At 71.7% G+C, this 25186-nt stretch carries 21 protein-coding genes; 9 read left to right on the forward strand and 12 right to left on the reverse strand.

Going from position 1 to position 25186, the window contains the following annotated elements; all coding sequences use genetic code 11:
- Positions 1–70: 70 nt before the first annotated feature.
- From FB453_RS07840 to FB453_RS07860, 5 genes are all read right to left on the reverse strand, one after another.
- The gene (locus FB453_RS07840; RefSeq protein WP_145788687.1) at positions 71–835 is read right to left on the reverse strand and encodes a CBS domain-containing protein; all 765 of its coding nucleotides are present in this window, start codon (positions 833–835) and stop codon (positions 71–73) included.
- 184 nt (positions 836–1019) lie between these two features.
- Positions 1020–1361, reverse strand: a complete 342-nt coding sequence (locus FB453_RS07845; protein ID WP_222431328.1) for a DUF3024 domain-containing protein — start codon at positions 1359–1361, stop codon at positions 1020–1022.
- Positions 1358–2335, reverse strand: a complete 978-nt coding sequence (locus tag FB453_RS07850; RefSeq protein ID WP_145788689.1) for a DUF559 domain-containing protein — start codon at positions 2333–2335, stop codon at positions 1358–1360. The genes FB453_RS07845 and FB453_RS07850 overlap by 4 nt, the downstream gene beginning before the upstream one ends.
- Before the next feature lie 201 nt (positions 2336–2536).
- Entirely contained in the window at positions 2537–4162 is a 1626-nt protein-coding gene (locus tag FB453_RS07855; protein WP_145788691.1) for an ABC-2 transporter permease, read from the reverse strand.
- On the reverse strand, positions 4159–5169 hold the full coding sequence (locus FB453_RS07860; protein ID WP_145788693.1) for an ABC transporter ATP-binding protein: 1011 nt from the start codon (positions 5167–5169) through the stop codon (positions 4159–4161). Before FB453_RS07860 ends, FB453_RS07855 begins: the two co-directional genes overlap by 4 nt.
- Positions 5170–5276: 107 nt before the next feature.
- Here FB453_RS07860 and FB453_RS07865 point away from each other — a divergent pair, with 107 nt between their 5' ends.
- Entirely contained in the window at positions 5277–6188 is a 912-nt protein-coding gene (locus FB453_RS07865) for a TetR family transcriptional regulator (RefSeq protein WP_145788695.1), read from the forward strand.
- Positions 6189–6232: 44 nt separating this feature from the next.
- On the opposite strand, the gene FB453_RS07870 is transcribed toward FB453_RS07865, so the two are convergent.
- Positions 6233–8011, reverse strand: a complete 1779-nt coding sequence (locus FB453_RS07870; RefSeq protein ID WP_186718105.1) for an ABC transporter ATP-binding protein — start codon at positions 8009–8011, stop codon at positions 6233–6235.
- 97 nt (positions 8012–8108) lie between these two features.
- Here FB453_RS07870 and FB453_RS07875 point away from each other — a divergent pair, with 97 nt between their 5' ends.
- Complete coding sequence (locus tag FB453_RS07875) at positions 8109–8540, forward strand: MarR family winged helix-turn-helix transcriptional regulator (RefSeq protein WP_145788699.1); 432 nt, start codon at positions 8109–8111, stop codon at positions 8538–8540.
- 98 nt (positions 8541–8638) lie between these two features.
- Positions 8639–10423 (forward strand): N-acetylglutaminylglutamine amidotransferase, encoded by a 1785-nt coding sequence (locus FB453_RS07880; RefSeq protein WP_145788701.1) that lies wholly within the window; start codon positions 8639–8641, stop codon positions 10421–10423.
- A 25-nt stretch (positions 10424–10448) separates the two neighbouring features.
- On the opposite strand, the gene FB453_RS07885 is transcribed toward FB453_RS07880, so the two are convergent.
- The 3 genes from FB453_RS07885 to FB453_RS07895 form a co-directional block, all read right to left on the reverse strand.
- Positions 10449–11582 carry a glutamate--cysteine ligase gene (locus FB453_RS07885; RefSeq protein ID WP_145788703.1) on the reverse strand — a complete coding sequence of 378 codons (1134 nt, stop codon included), beginning with the start codon at positions 11580–11582 and terminating at the stop codon, positions 10449–10451.
- Positions 11583–11649: 67 nt separating this feature from the next.
- Positions 11650–12858 carry an RNA polymerase sigma factor gene (locus tag FB453_RS07890; protein ID WP_145788706.1) on the reverse strand — a complete coding sequence of 403 codons (1209 nt, stop codon included), beginning with the start codon at positions 12856–12858 and terminating at the stop codon, positions 11650–11652.
- 2 nt (positions 12859–12860) lie between these two features.
- Entirely contained in the window at positions 12861–13217 is a 357-nt protein-coding gene (locus FB453_RS07895) for a YciI family protein (protein WP_145788708.1), read from the reverse strand.
- Between the two features lie 183 nt (positions 13218–13400).
- Here FB453_RS07895 and FB453_RS07900 point away from each other — a divergent pair, with 183 nt between their 5' ends.
- Positions 13401–14711 carry an FAD-dependent oxidoreductase gene (locus FB453_RS07900; protein ID WP_145788710.1) on the forward strand — a complete coding sequence of 437 codons (1311 nt, stop codon included), beginning with the start codon at positions 13401–13403 and terminating at the stop codon, positions 14709–14711.
- 109 nt (positions 14712–14820) lie between these two features.
- Here FB453_RS07900 and FB453_RS07905 read toward each other — a convergent pair whose 3' ends face one another.
- Together FB453_RS07905 and FB453_RS07910 are read right to left on the reverse strand one after the other, a co-directional pair.
- Entirely contained in the window at positions 14821–17457 is a 2637-nt protein-coding gene (locus FB453_RS07905; RefSeq protein ID WP_145788712.1) for a discoidin domain-containing protein, read from the reverse strand.
- Between the two features lie 227 nt (positions 17458–17684).
- Positions 17685–18884, reverse strand: a complete 1200-nt coding sequence (locus tag FB453_RS07910) for an ROK family transcriptional regulator (RefSeq protein WP_112699358.1) — start codon at positions 18882–18884, stop codon at positions 17685–17687.
- Between the two features lie 236 nt (positions 18885–19120).
- Between FB453_RS07910 and FB453_RS07915 the strand changes: the two genes are divergently transcribed.
- From FB453_RS07915 to FB453_RS07935, 5 genes are all read left to right on the forward strand, one after another.
- Positions 19121–20419, forward strand: coding sequence for an ABC transporter substrate-binding protein (locus tag FB453_RS07915; RefSeq protein ID WP_091398604.1), 1299 nt, complete (start codon positions 19121–19123; stop codon positions 20417–20419).
- Between the two features lie 70 nt (positions 20420–20489).
- Positions 20490–21482, forward strand: a complete 993-nt coding sequence (locus FB453_RS07920) for a carbohydrate ABC transporter permease (protein WP_112590114.1) — start codon at positions 20490–20492, stop codon at positions 21480–21482.
- A complete protein-coding gene (locus FB453_RS07925; protein WP_091398610.1) occupies positions 21475–22314 on the forward strand; it encodes a carbohydrate ABC transporter permease in 840 nt (279 codons plus the stop codon). The genes FB453_RS07920 and FB453_RS07925 overlap by 8 nt, the downstream gene beginning before the upstream one ends.
- Positions 22315–22343: 29 nt before the next feature.
- Positions 22344–23720, forward strand: a complete 1377-nt coding sequence (locus tag FB453_RS07930) for a GH1 family beta-glucosidase (RefSeq protein WP_145788714.1) — start codon at positions 22344–22346, stop codon at positions 23718–23720.
- 109 nt (positions 23721–23829) lie between these two features.
- Positions 23830–24498 carry a TMEM175 family protein gene (locus FB453_RS07935; protein ID WP_145788716.1) on the forward strand — a complete coding sequence of 223 codons (669 nt, stop codon included), beginning with the start codon at positions 23830–23832 and terminating at the stop codon, positions 24496–24498.
- On the opposite strand, the gene FB453_RS07940 is transcribed toward FB453_RS07935, so the two are convergent.
- Entirely contained in the window at positions 24458–25066 is a 609-nt protein-coding gene (locus FB453_RS07940; RefSeq protein ID WP_486480202.1) for a nucleotidyltransferase family protein, read from the reverse strand. The two genes, FB453_RS07935 and FB453_RS07940, sit on opposite strands and share 41 nt — an antisense overlap.
- Positions 25067–25186 lie beyond the last annotated feature (120 nt).

The following is a 25186-nucleotide window of genomic DNA, read 5'->3' on the forward strand; positions in this document are numbered from 1 at the left end:
AGAGATCCTAGGGCCAGGTGACCAGGGGGCCGTCGCCCGGCGCTCTCCCATCAGTCAGCGTCATTAGGAGTCAGCGGCCAAGTTCGCGATACGCCCGCGGGAGATCGTCCACGGCGAGCACCTGCACCGGGGCCCTGTTGGCCTTGTCCGTCACCAGTACCAGCGGGTAACCGCCGTCGGCGTCGTCCGGCCGGTGCAGAGCCGACTCGAGCGCGGCCACGGCGCTCGCGAGGGTGGCCGAGGGGTCGAGTTGAGTCGGCCGCACCGGACCGACCTCTGGGTGATCCGCGAGTTCCAACACCGCTGCGCTCAGATCGAGCAGCACCATTCCGTCGGCTTCAGCCTTGGCCTCTGCCCATCGGCCGACCTGTTCCCGGGTCACGAGGAGCCAGCCGCGCCGCTCGTCCCGGTAGGGCAGTTGGGAGAAGTCGCCCCGGTGCATCGTCTGCAGCGCCTCGCGCAGTGGCGTGGTCGGGAGGCAGGTGCTGGCCTTGGTGGCGATGTCCCCGACCTTCCGCGGATGCCGCAGGCCGCCAAGAATCTTCTCCAGGCGCTCCACGATCTCTCGCGGCGGGGACGCGATCGGCCCCGAGTAGCCCTCGAACGACACGTGCGTGTAGGCGTTGCGGACGCTGCGGCAGCGGTCCAGGAATCGCTCCTGATCGGTGGTGAGCAGCTTCTGGTCCCGGGCCCAGGTCAGCATGCTGAATGGGGTTTGCTGCTGCCCGGAGCCGCCTCCGGTCCGCTCCCTCCAACGATGCTTCAGTTCCGATTCGAGCGCCTTCCAGGCCGCGTCGAAGCGACTGGCCATTGATTCCCTGTCGTGCTTCGCCATCAGCCAACCCCTTCATCCGCGCTGGTCGTCCGGGGCCAGCCCGGTGCCGCAGCGGATGATCATAGGGCCATGATCAGCTCAGGTCGCAGCCTGCGCCAATGGCGGACGGTGGGCGTCCCACCCAGGAGGTCGGGACGTACCAACAGGTGCAGTCGCACGCTAGTTGGCGCCGACACCCATGCCGTCAGCCCCAGAAGACGCCGGTCGGGTCGCGGCTGATCTCATCGAGCAGAACGTCAACGGTGGCGGCTGGTGGGGCAAGGTCGTAGCGGCGGAAGCGGAGCTCCCCGTCTCGGCAGTACAGGTGCCACGTGCCGGTCTTCTTCGTATATCGCAGCCGTGCGATCGGGAAGCTGGTCCACTCAGGGCCAGCGTTCGCTCCCCACGGCGGCCGCCGTTCGACGATCGTGAGGTGTCGGAGAGCCTCCTGGCACTCCACCCGCACCTTGTCCCGTACGCCCTCCGGCACCCGCTGATCGCACAAGCCCTGCACCTGCGCCACGTCCTGCTCGGCAAGCCCACTCACGGGGCCAGCATCTCATCAGCTCGGATCGTCGCGCCCGCCCTACGGGTCGCCAGGATAGCCAGTGTTTCCCGACGCACCGCGTCGATGTCCTTGACCAGACGGCGGTGGGCGAAGCGGACCACAACGATCCCGACGGTCGCCAGCAGCGCGTCCCGGCGCAGGTCGATCTCCCGTTGGCGCGGGTCGCCGTGGGTGGTGGCCCCGTCGAGTTCGATGTTGACCCGTTCCCGCTCGGCGAACATGTCGAGGTACATGGTGGTGCGCCCTACGCGCACAGGCACCTGCCGGTGGAACCTTGGCATGCCCGGTCCAGTGAAGACGTGTTCGTGTCCCCAGATCTCCAGCGGGCTGCGGCAGTCATCGGCGAGCCTGGTCAGCAGTGTCCGGAACGTTGCCCGGTCGGTCAGCTTCGGCGCGCGTTCCAGGGCTACCGACAGCCGCTCGGGTGTGGTCAGCCAGTCGTTGACCGCCCGGATCACGGGTCCCCGCCGCTCGCCGGGCGGCAAGGTCTGCCACGAGTCGACAAGCGTCTGCTCAAGACGGGTGACCGTCAGGCCCCTCCGGACGACCACCTGCGGCGGTTCGAAGACGAGCCCTCGACGTCGGTGCACGACCAGTCCAGGTCGGGTGCGCAGGCTGGCGCTCGACGATGTGCTCAGGTGCACCAGATCACCGACCGCCTGCGTGCGCAGCCCCCAGACGCTGAGCGCACTCAGGTGGCTGAGCGCGCCGCAGCCCCCGGCCCAGGCGAGGGCCGCGCGCTGACCCATGACGGGGTCGAGCCGACTCAAGGCAGGGGCGTCGCGCCGATCATCCATCAGATGCGTCGCCACGAACACCTCGGGCAACACCCGCATCAGTTCACCGTTACGGCAGGCCTGGTGCAACGTCCACGTTGGCACGACCTGGCTGGCCACCCCGAGCGTCAGCAGCCCGCCACCACGCTCCACCAATTCCCGAAGCACCGAGTTCACATCACGAACCGTGACGTCCCACCCCAACCGATCGCAACCACGCCACACAGCCCTCTGTTGACGAGAGTCAGTCTGTGGACAACAGCCAGCCGCGCCCCGGTCTGTGCTAGCGCCACCGATCGGTGGCAGCTCAGCAGGGCTGACGTCGGCGTGTCGAGTCGCTCAGCTGCCAACGATCATCGGGACGCCTGAAACGTGGGCTCACGACGGCACGTCGCGGTGACGGAAGGCGGCCACACCGACGGCGAGCAGGGCCGCGGCCACCGCCGCCAGCACCACCAGGGGAAGCGCCGCCGGGTCGACCGCGGGCACGGCCGGCACATGGGTGTACGGCGAGACGTTGAGCGCGGCCTGGGGCAGTTCCAGCACCGCGCCGAGCTGCCCGAGGAGCAGGAAGACCAGCAGCGCCGTCCAGGACAGCACCACCGACCAGCGGGGCAGCAACCCGAAGATCGCGGTCACCACCCCGGCGATCACCAGCAGGGCGGGCAGGCGCAGCAGCGCGGCGCCGCCCAGCTCGACGGCCTGGCCGAGCGGGTCTCCGGTGACGATGCCGTAGCCGAGGCCGGTGGTCACACCGGCGACGAGCAGCAGGGCGACCGCGCCGAGCGTCGCGGCGAGCACCTGGGTGCCGAGCCAGCGGGTACGGCTGACCGCCGTGGCGAGGGCGGCCTCCAGCACCCCGTCGGCTTCGTCGCCACGTACGCGGAGCAGGGCCTGCACGACGTACGCGCCGATGGTCAGGGCGAAGAGGCCGAGCATCGCGGCCAGGTACGCCTTGATCAGGTTGGCTCCGCCACCCATCGCGTTGATCGCTTCGGCGGCGGCCGGATTCGCGTCGATCATGTCGTTGAACTCGTCGCCGGCGATGCCCATGGAGAAGCCGAGCACGGCCACCCCGACCGCCCAGCCGAGCAGCGTGCCGCGCTGCATCCGCCAGGCCAACCCGGTGGGGCTGAGCAGCCGCGGCGCGCCGGTCGAGGGGCCGCGCCGGGGGGCGATCAGCCCGGCGCCCTGGTCGCGTCGCTCGGCGAGGGCGTACGCCAGCGCCACCCCGGCGAGCAGCAGCGCGATGGGCAGGGCGAGCACCCACCAGCGTTCACCGTCGAAGGCTCGTACCTGGTTGCCCCAGCCGAGTGGGGAGATCCACGACGGCCAGGCGCTGCGCACGCGGGTGCCGTCGGCGCTTTGTTCGCCGAGGACGTCTCCGGCGGCGCGCAGCACGAAGGAGAGCCCGACGGTGGCGGCGGCGAGCGCGTTGGCGCCGCGTGCGGTGACGGAGAGCTGGGCGGTGACCGCGGCGATCGCGGTGAAGGCGACCCCCACGCCGCCGATCGCGGCCGCTGCCGCGACGGAGCCGGCGAGCGGCAGACCAGCGCCGACCAGCGCGACCGCGAGCAGCACGGCGGCCAGGGCGTTCGCGACAACGATGACGAGCAGCGCGGCGGTGAGCGGCGCGTACCGGCCGACCACGTTGGCGCCGAGCAGCTCGGCCCGGCCGGTCTCCTCGTTCTGGCGGGTGTGCCGGGTCACCGCGAAGGTGCTCAGCAGCGCGACGATCAGGGCCAGCGTCACGTACGTCTCGGCGACCACCACGGCACCGAGGTCGGTGCCGTGGATGGGGCCGTTGAAGGCGCGGGCGACCAGGCTGGACGCCGAGGTGGTGGCGTAACCCAGCCGGGCCTCCTGGTCCGGGTAGATGCCGGCGACGCTGCCGGCGAGGGCGTAGCCGAGCAGGGGCGTGCCGAGGATCCAGATGGCGAGGCGGATCCGGTCGCGGCGCAGCACGAGCCGGGCCAGCCGGGTCGTGCCGGTGAGGGCGCTCACCGGGCACCGCCCTGCGGGGCGTCAGCCTGCACATCGGCGTCCAAGGAACCGACGGTCGGAGCGCCCGATGCAGCGGCGGCGGGAGAGCCCGGTGCAGCGGCAGGAGCACCCGTGGCAGCAGCGGCGGGGTCGTCGCCGTAGTGGCGTAGGAAGAGCTGCTCCAGGGTGGGTGGTGTGCTGGTCAGCGCGCGGACGCCGAAGCGGATGAGCTGGCCGAGCAGCTCGTCGAGGTGGGCGGGCTCGACCTCCAGGTGGGTGCGGCCGTCGACCTCGTGCACGTCGTGCACGCCGGGCAGCACGTCCAGGCCGGTGACAGGGCGGGCGGTCTCGACGGTCACCGCCGTGCGGGTGAGGTGGCGCAGCTCGGTGAGGGTGCCGGATTCGACGGTACGGCCCTCGCGGATGATGCTGACCCGGTCGCAGAGCGCCTCGACCTCGGCGAGCACGTGGCTGGAGAGCAGCAATGTGGCGCCGGCCTGCTTGACCCGCCGGACCTCGTCCTGGAACACCGCCTCCATGAGGGGGTCGAGGCCGGAGGTCGGCTCGTCGAGCACGTACAGCTCCACCGGGGAGGAGAAGGCGGCGACGATGGCGACCTTCTGCCGGTTGCCCTTGGAGTAGGTGCGGCATCGGCGGGTCGGGTCCAGGTCGAAGCGGTGCAACAGCTCGTCGCGGCGACGCCGGTCGAGACCGCCGCGCAGTTGACCGAGCAGGTCGATGGCTTCCCCGCCGGTGAGGTTGGGCCAGAGGCTGACGTCGCCCGGCACGTACGCCAGCCGGCGGTGCAGGCGGACCGCGTCGCGCCACGGATCGGCGCCGAGCACCTGGGCGTCGCCGGAGTCGCGGCGGAGCAGCCCGAGCAGGATCCGGATGGTGGTGGACTTTCCGGAGCCGTTGGGCCCGAGGAAGCCGTGCACCTCCCCCTGCTCGACGTGCAGGTCCAAACCGTCGAGTGCCCGGATGGCGCCGAACGTCTTGACCAGGTTGCCGATCGAGATGACGGGCATGACCCCTCCTGCCGTTGGGTGCGTCGACCGTCACACTGTACTGACCGACGGTCAGTGGAATCAACGGTGATCGTGCCCACCGGTCAGGGCGTCGCTAGGCTGGCCGCATGACCGCCGATCCCGCGGACGACACCCGCACCCGGATCCTGCGCGCCGCGCTCGACCTGTTCGCCGAACACGGCTACCAGCGCACCTCGCTGCGCCAGATCGGCGAACGGCTGCGGCTCACCAAGACCGCGATCCTGTACCACTTTCCGGCCAAGGAGCATCTGCTCGCCGCCCTGGTCGAGCCACTGCTGGCCGACCTGGAGACGCTGCTCGACGCCGCGCAGACGCAACCCACCGAGCAGGCCCGGTGGACGGTCCTGGAGGGCTGGGTGGACGTCATACTCGCTCATCGTCGACCGCTCGGCATGCTCTACCACGACATCGCGCTGGTCGGTCGGGGCGACACGTACCACCGCCTGATGGAGGTCGCGATGCGGGCCAACGACCTCATCGCCGGACCGAACGCGGGGCGCCGCGAGCGGGTTCTCGCGGTCCAGGCGGTGGGCGCGTGCAGCGATCCGGTCGTCTTCTTCACCGACGTGCCCGACGAGGTGCTGCGCGCCGACATGCTCGACGGCGCACGCCGACTGCTGGCCCCGCATCCCGCGGACACGGCGGCCGGCCCACCCACGTGGTCCGCAGCCGAGCCGCGCACTGACGCCTTTGCCGGTTCACAGGCAGACGCCGCAGCCGGGCCGCGCACGGACGTCTCGGCCGGGCCACACACGAACGCCGCCGCCGGGCCGGACGCGGACGCGACCCTGGGGAGCGCGACCCCGGCGACGCCAGCGGGCGCGGCCAGCGGGGCGGCGAGCCGTCGTCGGCGGCCGGGACGGCCGCCCGCTCTGGGCCGGGAGCAGGTCGAGGCGGCCCGGCGCATGCACGCGGCGGGCACCCACTCCGTGGACGCCATCGCCGCCGCGCTGGGAGTCTCGCGGGCCACCGTCTACCGCCACCTGACCGCGCCATAACGAGACAGTTCCGAGACGGTTTCGAGACGGTTGTGATCCGGCGTTCAGGTCGCCAGCGTGGCGTAGCGGCCGTTGCGGTCCAGCAGGCTGGCGTGGGTGCCGGCCTCGACGATCCGACCGTGGTCGAGCACCGCGATCTGGTCGGCGTCGCGGACCGTGGAGAGCCGGTGCGCGATGGTGATCGTGGTGCGCCCCTGGGCGAGTACGTCGAAGGCCCGCTGTACGGCGCGTTCGGTCTCGGTGTCCAGCGCGCTGGTGGCCTCGTCGAGGACCAGGATGCGCGGGTCGCGCAGCAGGGTCCGGGCGATGGCGAGGCGCTGCTTCTCACCGCCGGAGAACCGGTGGCCGCGTGAGCCGACCACTGTGTCGTACCCGTCGGGCAGCCCGGCGATCAGGTCGTGGATCTGGGCGGCGCGGGCGGCGTCCTCGATCTCGGTGTCGGTGGCCGCCGGCCGGGCGTAGCGCAGGTTCTCCCGGACGGTGGTGTGCAGCAGGTACGTCTCCTGGCTGACCACGCCGACGATCGCGGCCAGGTCGGCCAGGCGCAGGTCACGCAGGTCGATGCCGTCGACGGTGATCCGGCCGGCGCTCGGGTCGTGCAGTCGGCTGATCAGCCCGGCGAGGGTGCTCTTGCCGGAGCCGGTCTCGCCGACCAGGGCGAGGCTGGTGCCGGCGGGCACGTCGAGGGTGATCCCGGCGAGGGCGGCGGTGTCGCTGCCCGGGTAGCCGAAGGTGACGTCCTCCAGGCGCAGGTGGCCGCGTACCCGGGTGGGGTCGAGGCGGACCGGGTCGGTGGGGTCGGCCACGTCGACCGGTAGGTCCAGGTACTCGAAGATCCGGGCGAAGAGCGCCAGCGACGCGGTGAGCGAGACGCCCACGTTGAGCAGGCCCATCAGCGGTCGGAACAGGCCGCCCTGCAGAGCGGTGAAGGCGACCAGGGTGCCGATGCTCAGCGTGCCGGCGGTGCCGGGCAGCCCGGCGGCGAGGTAGATGACCGCCGGTACGGCGGCGAAGATGATGCTCATCGAGGCCATCCGCCAGCGACCGGCCAGCTCACTGCGCAGCTCCAGGTCGACCAGGCGGGCCGAGGAGGCGGTGAAGCGGTCGATCAGCGCGGGGCCGGTGCCGAGGGTCTTGGCCAGCTGTACGCCACTGATCGAGAGCCCCTCCTCGACGGTGACGTTGAGGTCGGCGAGTTCGCGTTGCCGTTGGGCGGTGATCTCGCGGCGCATCCGGGCGACCCGACGGGTCAGCCAGATGGCCGGCGGCAGCACCACGAGCGAGACCAGGGAGAGCTGCCAGGAGAGCGCGACCATGGCGACAGTGGTGGCGACCACTGTGGTGAGGTTGGCGGCGACGGCGGTGGCGGTGGAGGTGACGACCGACTGCATGCCGCCGATGTCGTTGGTGATCCGGGACTGCACCTCGCCGGTGCGGGTGCGGGTGAAGAACCCGAGCGACTGGCGCTGGAGGTGGCTGAAGACGTCGGTGCGCAGCCGGTGCATGACCCGCTGGCCGACCTGGGTGGAGATCCAGGTCTGCACGACGCCGAGGGCGGAGGTCACCGCCGCGACGGCGACCATGCCGAGGACCAGCCACACCAGCAGCGTCACGTCGCCCTGCGGCAGGGCCCGGTCGATCACGGCACGCAGCAGGAACGGGGTGGCCATAGCGATGATCGAGGAGACCACGATGATCGCGGTGACGGCGGCCAGCGCGGGCCGGTGGGGGGTGAACAGGCGGCCGATGCGACGCAGGGACACCTGACGGGCCTGCGTCTTCTCTTCGGCGCTGATGGTGCGGTGGCCGCGGTCGCGGCCCATCGGGGTGGGTTCCAAGGGGGCACTACCCTTCGTCGGCGATATTGCTGAGGTTACCTCATCATGAGGGAGCAACCACATATCCTGCTACCGTATTCCGGTGACCGAGCACACCGTCGACAGCGCCGACGACGAGAGCCTGGCGGAGACGTTCTGGGCGGTGGCATCCCATCTGCGTCGGCAGACCCGGGACTCACTGGCGCCCTGGGACGTCACCCCCAGCCAGTCCCGGGCCCTCGGCGTGCTGGCCCGGCACGGCGAGGTACGCCCCGGCACCCTCGCCGAGCACCTGCGCATCGCGCCCCGCTCGGCAACCGAGGTCGTCGACGACCTCCAGACCCGAGGGCTGGTCGAACGCCGACCGGACCCGGCCGACCGTCGGGCGACTTTGGTCGCGCTCACCGAGGAGGGCGACCGGGTCAGCACCGCCATCCGGGCCGCGCGCCGGGCCGAGGCCGACCGCTTCTTCGGCCACCTCAACCACACCGACCGCGCCGAACTGGCCCGCATCCTGCGCACCCTGCGTGGCTGACGGGTTTGCTCCCCGCGCCCACGGGTAGCCAGCGCCCCCGGTCCGGTCGGCGGGACCGGCCGGCACCGGTCGGCGCGAGGTGACGGGAGGCCCGGCTGATGTGCGGGATCAGCGGGGAGGCGCGATTCGACGGCCGCTCGCCCGACGCGGCGGCGGTCACCCGGATGACCGAGGCGATGCGCTCACGCGGCCCGGACGACGAGGGCCTGTTCGCCGACGGCTGGGTGACCCTCGGGCACCGTCGGCTGACCATCATCGACCTGTCCGACGCGGGCGGGCAGCCGATGGTCCGCGACGACCTGGGCCTGGCGTTGGTCTTCAACGGCTGCATCTACAACTACCCCGAGCTGCGCGAGGAGTTGCGTCGGGCCGGGTACGCCTTCCACTCCACCAGCGACACCGAGGTGATCCTGGTGGCGTACGCCCACTGGGGTGAACGTTTCGTCGACCACCTGGTCGGCATGTTCGCGATCGGGCTGGTCGACCGGGTCCGGCGGCGGCTGATCCTGGCCCGCGACCGGCTCGGCATCAAACCGCTCTACCTCGCCGAGACACCTGGGCGGCTGCGGTTCGCCTCCACCCTGCCCGCGCTGCTGCGGGCCGGCGACGTCGACACCGGCATCGACCCGGTGGCGCTGCACCACTACCTGTCCTGGCACTCCATCGTGCCCGCGCCGCGGACGGTGCTACGCGGTGTGCGCAAGCTGCCGCCGGCCACCCTGCGGGTGATCGAGGCGGACGGGAGCAGCCGCGAGGAGGTCTACTGGCGACCCGACTACGTGCGCGAGCCCGCCGACGCCGGGATGGACGCCGCCGACTGGCGGGCCTCGATCGGCGAAGCGCTGCGCGCGGCGGTACGCCGACGGCTGGTCGCCGACGTGCCGGTGGGGGTGCTGCTCTCCGGCGGGCTGGACTCCAGCCTCATCGTGGCGCTGCTCGCCGAGGCCGGCCAGCAACACCTGCGTACGTTCAGCATCGGCTTCGACAGCCGCGACGGCGAGTCCGGCGACGAGTTCCACTACTCGGACCTGGTGGCCCGCGCGTACGACACCGACCACCATCGGATCCGACTGGCCGACGACGACCTGGTGCCCGCCGTCCGACGGACCGTGCTGGCGATGACCGAGCCGATGGGCAGCCACGACGTGGTCGCCTTCCACCTGCTCTCCGAGCAGGTGGCGCAACACGTGAAGGTGGCCCAGTCGGGGCAGGGCGCCGACGAGGTGTTCGCGGGCTACGGCTACCACCAGCCGCTGGTCGAGGCGCCCCGGCACGGCGCCGCCGAGACGTTCGCCGCCGCGTTCTTCGACCGCGGCCACGACGAGCTGCGCCGCATCGTCGGCCCGGCGTACGCGCTGGAGCACGACGCCAGCCGGGACCTGCTCACCGGGCACCTCGCCGCGCCCGGGGCGCAGACCGCGCTGGACGCCGTGCTGCGCCTGGACACCCACCTGATGCTCCCCGACGACCCGGTCAAGCGGGTGGACAGCATGAGCATGGCGTGGGGTCTGGAGGTGCGTACGCCCTTCCTCGACCAGGACCTGGTCACCCTGGCCGCGCACTGCCCGCCGGAGCACAAGGTCGCCCAGGGCGGTAAGGGCGTGCTCAAGGAGGTCGCCCGGGAGGTGCTGCCAGCCGAGGTGATCGACCGGCCCAAGGGCTACTTCCCGGTGCCGGCGCTGCGCAACGTGGACGGCCCGGTGCGCGAGCTGGTGGCCGAGGCGTTGCAGGCGCCGGCCGCGCGCGAGCGGGGGCTGTTCCGCCCTGAGTACGTGGCCCATCTGCTCGCCGAGCCGGACCGGGCGGAGGCTGCGGCCGGCAGCAACAAGCTGTGGCAGCTCGGCCTGCTGGAGCTGTGGCTCCAGACCCACGACATCCGCTGAATCCCCGGTGCGTGCTGACGGGCGGTCAGCTGGCGGCGGTGCGGGTGATGAGGTCGTCGAGGACGGCGTGCAGGTCCCCGGCACGTTCCAGCACCTGCCGCTGCCGCATCGCGCCGGTGCCGTCGCGGCGCAGCCGGGCGAGCTGCGCCAGCACGTACCCGAGGTCGCCGTGGCGCAGCAGGGCCGGGGCGATCACCGCCATCAGCTCGTCGACGAGCGCCCAGGCGGGGCGGGTCCCGCCGGCACGCAGGTCGATCAGCTCGCCGTCGAGACCGTCGTGGGCGGCCCGCCAGTGCGCCGCGGCGACCAGGCAGTCCCGGACGTCCGGGGCGCTCACCCCGGCGCGTACGTCGTCGACGAGGGTGGCCACGAGGGACCGGACCAGCGCGGCGACCAGCACCGCGTCGTCGACCTCGGTGCAGACGTCACCGACCCGCACCTCCACCGTCGGGTACGTCGACGACGGCCGGGCGTACCAGTAGACCATCGCCGCGTCGAGCATGATGCCGGCGGCGATCAGCTCGTCGACAGTGCGGTCGTAGTCGGCGACGGAGTCGAAGTATGGCGTCGGTCCGATACTGGGCCAGCGTTCCAACTGCATCGAGCGCCAACTGGCGTGCCCGGTGTCGTACCCGTCGTGCAGCGGCGAGTTGGTGGTGATCGCCTGCACCACCGGCAGCCACACCCGCAGGTGGTTGCAGACCTGCACTGCCAGTTCCCGGTCGGGCAGCCCGACGTGCACGTGGCAGCCACACACCGCCGGGTCGTGCGCCACCGGCCCGTACCGGCGCGACATCGCGTGGTAGCGCGGTTCGTCGGGGACCGTCCGGTGCGGTTCGGCCACCGGGGTGGCGCCGACCGCCACCAACCGGGCCCCGGCCGCCGTGGCGGCCTCCGCGGCGGAGCGGCGCAGCGCCACCAGGTGCGCGCGCAGCTCGGTGAGGTCGGCGCAGACCGGGGTGACCATCTCCACCATGCTGTGCCGGAACTCCTGGCGGCTCTGGTCCCGGGCGGGGCCGCGCAGCGCGGCGAGCACCTGGTCGGCGACCGGCAGGTTCCGGCCACTGTCCGGGTCGAGCAGCAGGTACTCCTCCTCCACGCCGAGCGTGAGGGTGGACAGGTCGGGCGCGGTGTCGACGACGGTCCGGCGGTACGCCATGGCCCCTCCCCATCCCCTGCTGCGGCGGTGCCTCGGGTTCCCGGCCGCTCCTGCGGCAAACGCGCCCTCAGGGCGTCGCCAGGGCCGTCGCGCGTGCGGTGAGAAAGGCCCGTTCGGCCGCGTTGTCCGTCAGGGCGATGGCCGTCCGGTACGCCTCGACGGCCTCCCCGCCCCGGCCGAGCCGAGCCAGCAGGTAGGCGCGGACCACGTGGTAAACGTGGAAGCCGACCAGTTCGAGGCGGTCCACCTCGGTCAGCGCCGCCGCCGCACCGGACACCTCGGCGAGCGCGACGGCCCGGTTCAGCGCCACCACCGGGCTGGGGGCGACGACCGTCAGCTGGTCGTACAGCTGAAGGATCTGGGCCCAGTCGGTGTCGGGGGCGCGCCGCGCGGCGCTGTGCACGGCGGCGATCGCGGCCTGGATCTGGTACGGGCCCGGCCGGTCGCGGCGCAGGCAGCGACGCACCAGCGCCTGCCCCTCGGTGATCAGCTCGGCGTCCCACCGGGCCCGGTCCTGGCTCGGCAGCGCCACCAGCTGACCCTCGGCGTTGGTCCGCGCTGCCCGGCGGGCTTCGGTCAGGAGCATCAGGGCGAGCAGACCGAGCGCCTCCGGCTCGTCCGGCATCAGCTCGACCAGCAGCCGGGTCAACCGGATCGCCTCGGCGCACAGCTCAGCGCGGACCAGGTGCGGGCCGGCGCTGGCCGTGTACCCCTCGTTGAAGATCAGGTAGAGCACCGCGAGAACCGCGTGCAGCCGGTCGGGCAGGTCGGCGTCGCGGGGCAGGCGGTACGGGATCCCCGCGTTGCGGATCTTCGACTTGGCGCGGACCAGCCGCTGCGCCATGGTCGGCTCCGGCACCAGGAAGGCTCGGGCGATCTCGGCGGTGCTCAGTCCGCCGAGCAGCCGCAGGGTGAGGGCGACCCGGGTGCTCGGGGCGAGCGCCGGATGGCAGCAGGTGAAGATCAGCCGTAGCCGGTCGTCGTGCACCGGTCCCTCCTCGACGGGACTGTCGGCGGCGAACAACAGAGTCGCCTGGGCGTGCCGGTCGACCCGGGACGCGTCGCGGCGCAGCCGGTCGATCGCCCTGTGCCGGGCCGTGGTGATGATCCAGCCGGCCGGACTGGGCGGCAGGCCGGTCGTCGGCCAGCGCGCCACCGCGACGACGAAAGCCTCCTGGACGGCCTCCTCGGCGAGGTCGATGTCGCCGAGGAGGCGAACCAGAACGGCGACCGCGCGCCCGTACTCCGCGCGGAACACCGCCTCCACATCCGGCACGGTCAGTCTCCGGCCCCGCCGTGGAAGGGGCGCACCTCGATCGGCAGGGTGGTGGCCAGCGCGTAGCGGCGACCCCAGTGCAGGGCGGCGTCCAGGTCCGGCACGTCGATGATGGTGATGCCGCCCAGGTATTCCTTGCCCTCCACGAACGGTCCGTCGGTAATGAGCACCTCGCCGTCGCGGGGACGCAGCACGGTGGCGGTCTCCGGGCCGTGCAGGCCCTGTCCGAAGACCCACGACCCGGTGGACGCCAACTCGTCGCGCAGCTCGCCGAGCTGACGCATCACCCCGGCCAGAAACTCCGGCTCCGGGGGCAGCTCACCCTGCGGCTGGTGAAGGCTGAGCAGGTACAGCGTCATCGTTCCTCCTCGCGGGGGGCCGGCCCGTCGCCGACCTCTCATCCTCCACACGATCGGCCGCCGCCCAGATCGACAGGCCGGCGGAAAATACTCGGCGGCCGACCCGGCCCCGCTGTGTGCCGTGACCGGGGCCGGTAGTCATGGCTGCGACCGTTGTGGGTAGACCGCGGTGTGGTCGACGGTATGCGCGTGATCGTGGTCGGCGCCGGCTTCTCCGGTCTCGCGGCCGCGTTGGCGCTGAGCCGCGCCGGCACCCAGGTGCGGGTGCTGGAGGCCCGCGACCGGGTGGGCGGTCGGGTGTTGACCCGCTGGCTGCCCGAGCTCACGCAACTCGACCTGGGGGCGCAGTGGATCGGGCCGACCCAGGACCGGATGTACGCGTTGGTCGCCGAGCACGGGCTGGCCACCTTTGCCTCGGCATCGGTCGGCGGGCCCACAGTGCTCTGGGCTGGTGCGCGCCGGGCCGAGCCGCCGACGCAGGTGGGCCAGGTGCTCGGTCTGCTCGACGAGTACGCGGCACGTCTGGACCCGGCCGCACCCTGGGCGACGCCGGAGGCCGCACTGTGGGACCGGACGACCCTCGGCGGCTGGCTCGCCGCCACGGCCGGGGACGACGACACCGCCGACTACCTGGGGCGGGTGCTCGCCGGCGGGCTGCTGGCCACCGGTGCGGACGAGCTGTCCCTGTTGCACCTGCTGTTCTACCTGCGCAGCGCCGGCGGGACCGGGCCGTTGCTGGGAATGGCCGGCGGCGCGCAGCAGGACCGGATCGTGGGCGGGCCGCCGGCGCTGGCCGAACGGATGGCCACCGCTCTGCCGCCGGGCGCGCTGACGTTGGCCGCGCCGGTGCGGGCCATCGAACAGACCGTCGACGGCGCGACGGCGTGGACCGACACCGGGCCCGTTGACGGCGACGCCGTGGTGGTCGCGCTGGCCCCGGCGCTGGCCGGCCGGATCCGGTACGACCCGCCGCTGCCCCCGCTGCGTGACGGGCTCACCCAGCGCATGCCGATGGGTTCGGCGCTGAAGGTGCACGCCGTCTACCCGGAGCCGTTCTGGCGTGCCGACGGGCGCTCCGGGGTGGCCACCAGCAGCGCCGGTCCGCTCACCGAGACGGTCGACAACTCCACCCCGACCTCGCCGCTCGGGGTGCTGACCGGGTTCAGCTACTCCACGGACGCCGCCACGCTGCGCGGCATGTCCCCCGGGCGGCGTCGACGATGCCTGCTGGAAGCGTTCGCCAGCGTGGTCGGGCCACGAGCCGAGGACCCGGTGGATCTCGTCGAGTACGACTGGTCGGTCGACGAGTGGACCCGGGGCTGCTTCTCCGGTGCGCTCACCCCGGGCACGTGGCGGACGTACGGCCCCCACCTGCGGACGCCGGTGGGGCGGGTGTACTGGGCGGGCACCGAGACGGCGACCCGCTGGAGTGGCTACCTGGAGGGCGCGGTGCGCGCCGGTGAACGGGCGGCGGCCGAGGTGCTGGCCGGCTGAGCGGCACGACCGCAGCCGGCCCGGTCTCGGCGGGACCGGGCCGGCCACGGCCCTGGGTGCTACCCGGCCGAACCGGTCCCGGAGGACCGGGCCGACGCGGGTGCCCCGGTCAGGGGTAGGTGGTCAGGTACACCTGCTGGTTGGCCGCGTTCGCGGTGCCACCGGCGTTGTTGATCACCCGGTTGATGGTTCCGACGCCACCGAGCGAGACGGTGACCATGTTGGTGAAGCGCACGTTCGGGTTGTTGGGCACCTCGAAGGCCCGCTCCTCCACGACGGCGGGATTGACGTTGAAGTAGCTGTAGCTGCCCAGCCCGAACGCCTGGTGGCTGGTCACCGAATCGGCCACCTTGTACGCGGCGTAGCCCCGGGTCGACCCGTTCATCCAGGCTGCCTGGTTGGGCGGGTCGTACGGCAGTTCGTTCTGGTAGAAGTACGTCCGGCCGCCGTTGCCGTTCCAGATGGTCTGGTACTTCTGGTAGTGCTCGACGAAGAGGCCGTACATGGTCACGTTGTCGCCGTTGACGGTGAGCCCGGTGTCGGCGGTGTTCAGCGTCCAGCCGGTCGGTACGCCGCTGGCGGCGTGGTCAGCCCGCCACAGCCACATGTGGTCGCCGATCACGTTGTCGCTGTTGACCGTCAGCGTGTTGGTGGCCTTGCCGACGTGCGGCCCGCCGATGCGGAAGAACACGTCGTGCAGCGAGGTCGGGTTCGTGGCGTGGCTCGCGGACGAGCCGGACGGCCCGACCTCCATCAGCACCGGCGAGTTCGTCGTGCCGGCCTCGAACATGATGCCGGCCACCTTCACGCCGTCCACATCGGCCACCCGCATGCCCACCGCGCCGTTGTCGGCCTGGATGGTGGCCAGGCCGAGACCGAGGACGACAGTGTCGGCCCGGTTGACCTGGATCGGCTCGGTGACGCGGTGCACGCCCGGGGTGAAGAGCAGGTGCCGCCCCTGGGCGAGGGCCGCGTTGATGGTGGCGGCGCTGGTGCCGGGCTGGACCACGTAGAACTGCGACAGCGAGATGGACGAGCCGGCCGGGGTCTTGTTGTACCAGCTGGTTCCGGCCGAGTTGGTGCGCAGCGCCGGCACGAAGACCCGGTACTCACCGGTGCCGTCGACGTACAGGAACGGCTTCTCCCGGACCTGCGGGGTCTGCGGGATGACGGTGTGCGACGGGTTGGGGAAGCTCGGCGCGGGAGCGCCGTTGACGCCCTGGAAGACCATGTTCCACACCGAGCCGGTCCAGCCGTTGCCGAACTCGCTGTTGCGGGAGTACCACTGCTGCTGCGAGCCGGAGACGACCAGGCCGTCGATGCGGGTGTCGGCCATCAGGCCACCGCTGGACCAGCCGTCGCCGCCGTTCCAGAGCTGAATCTGGTTCTGCGCGCCGCGCAGGTGCATCCGCCGGTACGGCGCCGCCTGGGACACCGCCCAGCGCTCCACGGTCTGCCCGGCGGGCAGGGTGACCGACAGGTTCTCGGCGGCCCGCCAGAAGTTCTGGGTGGCGTTGCCGCCGAACCAGAACGCCTCGGCACGCACGTGGCCGTTGAGGTTGACGTCGTCGGGGCTCATGCCGAGGCCGGCGACCTGGGTGAAGAAGCCGAGGTTGACGTCGGCGGTGTAGTTGCCGGGCTTGAACAGCACCGCGTAGCGCTGCGGGCCGAACTGGTTGGTCTCCTGCTGGGTGAAGAGGGTGTTCAGTCGACTCTGGATGGTTGACGTCGGCGTGCTGGGGTCGAAGACGAACGTGTTCGGCCCGAGGTTCGGATTGCGCGGGTCGGTCGTGTCGACCGGGGGGTCGCCGGTCCCGCCGCCGGTGGTGTTCACCGCCAGTTCCCAGAGCGAGTAGCCGTAGGCGGTGCCCCGCGCGGTGCCGTACATCCGCAGGTAGCGCCCGCTGCCGGTGACCGTGAGGGACTGCGTGCCGCCGGTGGCCGTGGTGGTGGAGTAGATCGTGGTCCAGGTGGCTCCGTCGGCCGAGGTCTGGAGCTGGAAGGCCCGGGCGTACGCGGCCTCCCAGGTAAGCACCACCCGGCAGATGGTGCGGGTGCTGCCGAGGTCGACGCGCAGCCACTGCGGGTCGCTGGCGGTGCTGGCCCAGCGGGTGCCCGTGTTGCCGTCGACCGCCGCGGATGCCGCGAGGCCGGCGTCCTGGCTGGACGAGGCGGTCGCCGGGCTGCCCTGCGCGACGTTGGTGCTGCCGCAGGTCGGCGTGGTGCCGCCGGTCTCGCCGTACACCTGGAACTCCCAGAGCGAGTAGCCGTAGCCGGTGCCCCGGGCGGTGCCGTTCATCCGTACGTAGCGGCCGGCGCCGGTGACGGTGAGGTTCTGGGTGCCACCGGTGCCGGTGGTGGTCGAGTAGATCGTCGTCCAGGTGGCCCCGTCGTCGGAGGTCTGGAGCTGGAAGGCACGGCCGTAGGCGCCCTCCCAGAGCAGGTTGACCTGGCTGATGGTGGCCCGGGCGCCCAGGTCGACCTGGAGCCACTGCGGGTCGCTGAACGCGCTGGCCCAGCGGGTGCCGGTGTTGCCGTCGACGGCCGCGGAGGCCGGGGTGCCGGCGTTCTCGCTGGACGAGGCGGTGGCGGGGCGGCCCTGGGACAGCAGGGTGGGCGCGGCCTGCGCGGGCGCGGTGGCACCGGTCGGGGTGAGCGCCGCGACCAGGGCCACGGTGAGCCCGACGAGCAGGTGCCGGACGGCGCGTCGAGGACGCGGGCGTACGGATGTTGCACGAGATGTCATGACATCGCCTGTCGATAGGGGTTACGGGGGGTGCCGCGCGGATGGGATCGGCTCGCCCCGTGGCGCCGTGGGTGGTGCCGCCGATGCGGCGTCGCGGGTCGGAGAGCGCTCTCGTAGGAGTGTTGCGGCGAGATTGCGACGGCGTCAAGACATCGATCTATAACTTCGTTATTTATCCCGAGGATTCTTTTTGGGTAATTTGCCGACGGCGCCGCAGTCGTCCCCGCTCAGCGGCGGACGCCACCCTCGGTGAGGAAGCGGGCGATCGGGAGGGTTGCCGCGCCCAGCGCCACCGCGTCCACCCCGAGCCGGCACAACTCGATCGACGCCTGCTCGTACGGCTGGCGTAGCGCCTGCCGGCCTGCCGCCTCCCGCACGGCCGGCAGCAGGTCGCCGAGGGCCATCGCCGCCCAGCCGCCGAGCACCACGCGCTCCGGGTTGAACAGGTTGATCAGGTTGGCCACCCCGGCACCCAGGTAGCCGGCGGTGTCCTCCAGCACGCGTCGGGCGGTGGCCGAGGTCTCGGCGGCGGCGACCAGCGCGGCGATCTGGGACTCCTCGTCCTCGCCCGGCACCGGTCGACCCCGGCGCGCCTCCCGGTAGCGGTCGATGATCGCCTCCGCCCCCACGTACGCCTCCAGGCACCCGCGCGCGCCGCACCGGCAGACCCGGCCGCCGTACACCAGCGTGGTGTGCCCCCACTCCCCCGCGCTGCTGGACGCGCCCCGATAGGTGGCGCCGTTGGTCACCACCGACGCGCCCACCCCGGAGCCGACCAACGCGAAGACGGCGTGCCGGGCGCCCCGGCCTGCGCCGAACCACATCTCGGCCTGGCCGAGGGTCTTCGCGCCGTTGTCGATGTGCAGTGGCAGGTCGGTGCCGGCGCCGATCAGACGCTCCAGCGGCACCCCGTCCCAGCCGAGAGCCTGGGCGTGCACGACGGCCTCGGTGCCCTGCTCGACCACGCCGGAGACGCCGATGCCGACGCCGAGCACGTCGCCGGGGGCCACCCCGGCCTGGCCGGTGACCGCCTCGATGCCGGCCAGCACGTGCCCGGCCACCAGGTCGGGCTCGGTGCGGGCCGGGTCGAGCGGGTACTCGACGCTGGCCAGCAGGGTCATCGCGAAGTCGAACAGCTCCACCCGGACCCGGGTCTCGCCGACGTCCACGCCGATCAGGAAGGCGAAGCGGGGCGCGATCCGCAGCAGCATGCTGGGCCGGCCGCCGTCGGACTCGGCGGCGCCGGCCTCGACGACCAGCCCTTCGTCGATCATGTCGGCCACCACGTTGCTGACCGCAGGTTGGCTCAGCCCGGTGCTGCGCACCAGGTCCTGCCGGGTGAGCGGGCCGTCCAGGAAGAGCTTGGTCAGCAGGGCGGACCGGTTGCGCAACCGCACGCTGCGGTTGGTGGCTCGCGCCAGCTCCACTCGTCACCTCGTTCCCGTCGGCCGTTCGAGGCGACTGTAACCGCCTCGTGCTTGACGACCCACCAGCCAGCAACTTTAATGACGACATAAATTAAGCCGTGATGTAACTCCCGGGAAACGCCGACGGACCCCGACGGCGCACCCCCGAACCCTGTCCGCAGCCGGCCCCCCGTCGCCCGACCCCTATCGGCGACGAAGGCCGGCGGACCCCCACCACGCACCGGAAGGGCTGACCCGTGTCGAGACGACACCTCGGGATATTCACCGCCGCCGTACTGGCGGCCGCCTCGCTGACCGCCTGCGGAGGCTCCGGCGACGACTCCGCCGCATCGCCCAAGACGCTCACCTACTGGGCCAGCAACCAGGGCGCCAGCCTGGAGGCCGACAAGACCATCCTCCAGCCGGAGTTGGACAAGTTCGAGAAGCAGACCGGGATCAAGGTCACCGTCGAGGTGGTCCCCTGGTCGGATCTGCTCAACCGCCTGCTGGCCGCCGCCGCCTCCGGCAAGGGCCCGGACGTGGTCAACATCGGCAACACCTGGTCGGCGTCGTTGCAGGCCACCGGCGCGCTGGTCGAGTTCGACGACGCCGCCCTGCAGGCCGTCGGCGGCAAGGACCGGATCGTGCCCGCCGCGCTCGCCGCCGCCGGCGCCCCCGGCAAGCCGCCGGCCGCCGTGCCGCTCTACAGCATGGCGTACAGCCTGTACTACAACAAGAAGTCGTTCGCCGACGCCGGCATCACCGCGCCGCCGACCACCTGGGAGCAGCTCGCCGAGTACGGCAAGAAGCTGAGCACCGGCGGCAAGTGGGGCCTGGCGATCGAGGGTGCCAACCCGTCGGAGAACGCCCACCACGCCTTCACCTTCAGCCAGCAGTACGGCGGCGAGTGGTTCGACTCGGCCGGCAAGCCGACCTTCGACACCCCGCAGAACGTCTCGGCGATCAAGCGGTACATCGACTTCATGGCCGCCGACAAGATCACCAACCCGAGCAACGCCGAGTACGCGCAGAACCAGTCGGTCTCCGACTTCGCCAACGGCAAGGCCGCCATGCTGCTGTGGCAGTCCGCCGGGTCGAACCTGAAGACGCAGAACATGCCCGCCGACGCGTACGGGGTGGCCCCTGTGCCGTTCCTGGCCAGCCCGCCGGCCGGCGGCAAGAAGGTCAACAGCATGGTCGCCGGGATCAACATGGCGGTCTTCAAGCACACCAAGAACAAGGACGGCGCGCTGAGCTTCGTCAAGTTCATGACCAGCGACGAGGAGCAGACGATCCTCAACAAGACGTACGGCTCGCTGCCTGCGGTGAAGACCGCGGCCTCCGACCCGGCGTTCAGTGCCACGGAGCAGAAGACCATCCAGGAGACCCTGGTCACCACCGCGGCCCCGCTGCCGCAGGTGCCCGACGAGAGCACCTTCGAGACCCTGGTCGGCACCGCGATGAAGGAGTTGTTCGCCGACGCGGCCAGCGGCAAGCCGGTCACCGAGGAGTCGGTGAAGGCCAAGCTGACCGACGCGCAGCAGAAGATGCGCTGACCCAGGCGTCACCGGTGGCCGTGGTCGGGCGCTGAGCCCGGCCACGGCCACCGCCTCCGAGAGGACCCCGATGGCAACCAGCACCACCGCGCCGGACGCCGACCGGCGCGAACCCCGGGCCGGGTCGCCGACCCGGGGGCCGGCCCGCCGGCCCCGCGGCCCCCGCCGCTCGCTCCTGCCGTACCTGCTGCTCGCACCGGCCATCGTGCTGGAACTCGCCATCCACGTGATCCCCATGGTCGTCGGGGTCTGGATGAGCCTGCTGGAGCTGACCCAGTTCCACATCCGCGACTGGTCCACCGCGCCCTTCATCGGGCTGGAGAACTACCGGGCGACGCTCGACCTGAACAGCGCCGCCGGCAAGGAACTGCTGCACTCGTTCTGGATCACCCTGGCCTACAGCCTGCTCTCGGTCGGGTTCGCCTGGCTGCTCGGCATCTCGGCGGCGGTCGTCCTGCAACGGCCGTTCCGTGGACGGGCGATCCTGCGGGCGCTGTTCCTCACCCCGTACGCGCTGCCGGTCTACGCCGCCGTGATCACCTGGAGCTTCCTGCTGCAACGCGACACCGGCCTGGTCAACCACGTGCTCGTGGACCAGCTCGGGCTGATGAACGAACGGCCCTTCTGGCTGATCGGCGACAACAGCTTCTGGTCGCTGCTGGTCGTGTCGGTCTGGCGTAACTGGCCGTTCGCGTTCCTGTGCCTGATGGCCGGGTTGCAGAACGTGCCCGGCGAGCTGTACGAGGCCGCCGCCATCGACGGCGCCGGGTTCTGGCGCCGGCTGCGCTCGGTCACCCTGCCGATGCTGCGGCCGGTCAACCTGGTGCTGCTGCTGGTGCTGTTCCTGTGGACGTTCAACGACTTCAACACCCCGTTCGTGCTGTTCGGCGGCTCCGCGCCGGAGCAGGCCGACCTGATCTCCATCCACATCTACCGCAGCTCCTTCAAGACCTGGGACTTCGGCTCCGGGTCAGCGATGTCGGTGGCGCTGCTGCTGTTCCTGCTGGTCGTCTCGGCCGCGTACCTGCTGATCACCAACCGCCGGAGGGACGACCATGCGTGAGACCGCCGGTGAGCGCTGGGGCCGGCGCATCGTGCTGACCCTGCTCACCCTCTTCGTTGTCATCCCGCTCTACGTGATGGTCACCTCGGCGGCGAAGCCGTTGCAGGACGTGCAGAACGGCTTCACCTGGTGGCCCAGCCGACCCACCCTGCAACCGTTCATCGACATGTGGAGCACCGTGCCGCTGGCCCGGTACCTGGTGAACAGCCTGGTGGTGTCGAGCATCGCGGCGGTCTGCTCGGTGGCGGTGGCCATCTTCGCCGCGTTCGCGGTGAGCCGGTACCGGTTCCGCGGTCGCGGTGTCTTCTCGGTGACGGTGCTGTCCACGCAGATGTTCCCCGGCATCCTGTTCCTGCTGCCGCTGTTCCTCATCTACGTCAACCTGGGCAACGCCACCGGCATCGAGCTGTACGCCAGCCGTACCGGCCTGGTCATCACGTACCTGACCTTCTCGCTGCCGTTCTCGATCTGGATGCTGGTCGGCTACTTCGACTCGATCCCCCGGGGTCTGGACGAGGCGGCGCAGGTCGACGGCGCCGGTCCGCTGCGCACCCTCTTCCAGGTCATCCTGCCGGCCGCCGTGCCCGGCGTCGTCGCGGTCACCGTGTACGCGTTCATGACCGCGTGGGGCGAGGTGCTCTTCGCCTCGGTGATGACCGACGAGGGCAGCCGCACCCTGGCCGTCGGCCTGCAGGGCTACTCCACCCAGTTCAACGTCTACTGGAACCAGATCATGGCCGCCTCGCTGGTGGTCAGCATCCCGGTCGTCGTCGGGTTCCTGGCCCTGCAGCGCTACTTCGTCGCCGGCCTCACCGCCGGCGCTGTCAAGTGAGTCATCCAACCCCAGAGGAGAACCGACCCGTGCCCGACCTGTCCAAGCTGCCACCCGACTTCCTCTGGGGTGTCGCCACGGCGGCGTACCAGATCGAGGGGGCCGTCGACGTCGACGGCCGGGCGCCGTCCATCTGGGACACCTTCTCGGCGACCCCCGGCACTGTCGACAACGGCGACACCGGCGCGGTGGCGTGCGACCACTACCACCGGTGGCCGGAGGACCTGGCGCTGCTGCGCCGACTCGGCGTGGACGCGTACCGTTTCTCGGTGGCCTGGCCCCGGGTCATGCCCGACGGCGTCGGGCGGGTCAACGCCGCCGGGCTGGACTTCTACGACCGGCTCGTCGACACGTTGCTCGCCGACGGGATCCGACCGTTCGTCACGCTCTACCACTGGGATCTGCCGCAGGTCCTTCAGGACCGGGGCGGTTGGCCGGAGCGCGCCACCGCCGAGGCGTTCGCCGACTACGCGGCGGTGGTCGCCGCCCGCCTCGGTGACCGGGTCGCCGACTGGTGCACCGTCAACGAGCCGCTCTGCGTGTGCTGGATCGGGCACCTGGAGGGCAACATGGCCCCCGGCGAGCGGGACCTCAGCCGCGCGGTGCACGCCTCGCACCACGTGCTGCTCGGGCACGGGCTGGCCACCCAGGCGATCCGCGCCAACGCGACCCGCCCGCCCTCGGTGGGTCTGGTGGTCAACCTCAGCCCGATCGAGGCGGCGACCGACCGACCCGAGGACGTCGCGGCGGCCCGCCGGGCCGACGGGCACGTCAACCGGTGGTGGCTGGACCCGGTCCACGGGCGCGGCTACCCCGCCGACATGATCGCCACCTACGGGGTCGAGCCGCCGGTACGCGACGGCGACATGGCGGTGATCGCCACGCCGACGGACTTCCTCGGGGTGAACTACTACTTCCGCCAACTGGTGGTCGACGACCCGACCGGTCCGGCCCCGTACGCCCGGCAGGTGCCGGTGCCCGGCTCGGTGGAGACCGCGATGGGCTGGGAGATGTACCCGGCCGGCCTGGAGCGGCTGCTGATCGACGTGCACGAGGAGTACCGGCCGGGCCGGATCATCGTCACCGAGAGTGGCTCGGCATGGCCGGACGAAATCACCCCGGACGGCACGGTGGAGGACAAGGAACGCACCGACCACCTGGAGCAACACCTGGCCGCGTGCGCGTCGGCGGTGGCCCGAGGGGTTCCCCTGGACGGCTACTTCGTCTGGTCGCTGCTGGACAACTTCGAGTGGGCGTACGGCTACGACAAGCGCTTTGGGCTGGTGCACGTCGACTACGCCACCCAGCGCCGGACGGTGAAGGCGAGCGGTCTGCGCTACGCCGAGTTGATCCGCGCCCACCAGCGGCTCGCCCGCACCACCGGCAGCGCGACGCCGGTGGCCTGAACGGGGGCGGTGCGAGCGGCCGCCCGGGGTTTCGACCCCGGGCGGCCGTTCCCGTCCGGATCGGACGAAACCGCCACCGACCGCCTTGCCGAGTGGCTAGCCTGCGGCAATGTCCGCAGCACCCGACGAGGTCGAGCAGCCCGACCCCAGGGGGCGAGTCTCCGCCACCGACCGGATGACTGCCTTCAGCGACGGCGTCTTCGCCATCGTTATCACGCTGCTGGTCATCGAGCTACGGGTGCCCGAGTACCACGAGGGCGAACTCCTCACCGGCCTGCTCGGCGAGGGCGCCTCCTACCTGGCCTTCGTGGTGTCCTTCGTCTACATCGGGGTGCTCTGGCTCAACCACCACGCGCTGCTGCGGCTGATCCGCGGCACCACACTCACGCTGAGCTGGATCAACCTCGGTGTGCTCTTCGGCGCGGTGATCATCCCCTTCCCCACCGCGGTGCTGGCGTCCGCGTTCACCCACGGCGACACCGACGACCAACGCGCGGCCGTCACCCTGTACGCGCTGGCCGCGGCCCTGATGTCGGCCCCCTGGCTGGTGTTCTTCGGCTACCTGCATCGACACCCGGCACTGCTGGAGCGTCGGGTCAGCCCCGAGTACGTGCGTACGCAGCGGCTGCGACCGGTCACCGGCCTGATCCTGTACGGGCTCAGCGGTCTGCTCGGCTGGTTCGCCAGCCCGCTGCTGGGCCTGATCGGCGTCATCGTCATGATCATCTATCACGCGGTCACCAGCGAGGGGCTGCCCCGCTGGCTGACCCGCCGCTGAACGGGCGGAGTCGGAGCAGGTCGGCCGGGGTGTCCACGTCGGCCGGGGACCCGACGTCGTCACAGGGCACCTCGACCACCAGGTCCGGCCGGTCGCGCAGCAGGTCGCGAGCGCCCCGGTCGCCGAGGGCGTACCCGCTCAGGAGCGGCCAGGTTCGTCGAGTCAGCAGGATCGGGTGCCCGGGCCGGCCGGCGTAGGTGGCGACCGCGACGACCGCGCCGTCGGCGTACGCCGTGCGCACCCGGCGCACCGCGACCGGGCTGAGCAGCGGCTGGTCCACGAGGACCACGACGGCGGCCGGCACGGCGGCCGGCAGCGAGGCCAGGCCCCGCAGCAGCGACGAGCCCAGCCCGTCGGACCAGCGGTCGTGCCGGACCGGCACCACGCCGGGCAGGTCGGGTACCTCGTCGGCGCCCGCGCCGAGCACCACGTGCACGGGCGCGCAGCCGCCGTCGCCGAGCAGCCGGACCGCGCGCCGCACCAGCGGCTCGCCGTCCAGCTCCACCAGCGCCTTCGGTCGGCCGTAGCGCCGCCCGGCGCCGGCGGCGAGCAACAGTCCGGCGGTCACCGTCGTCACCTCCCTTACGAAGGGCTTTGCGTTATTCGCCCTGAGATATACCGACAAAGCTAGTCTGGGCCGGTGCAGGGCGGACCGGAGAACGCGACGACGATCGACGAGCGCCACTCG

It is taken from the genome of Micromonospora sp. CNZ322, assembly GCF_007827755.1.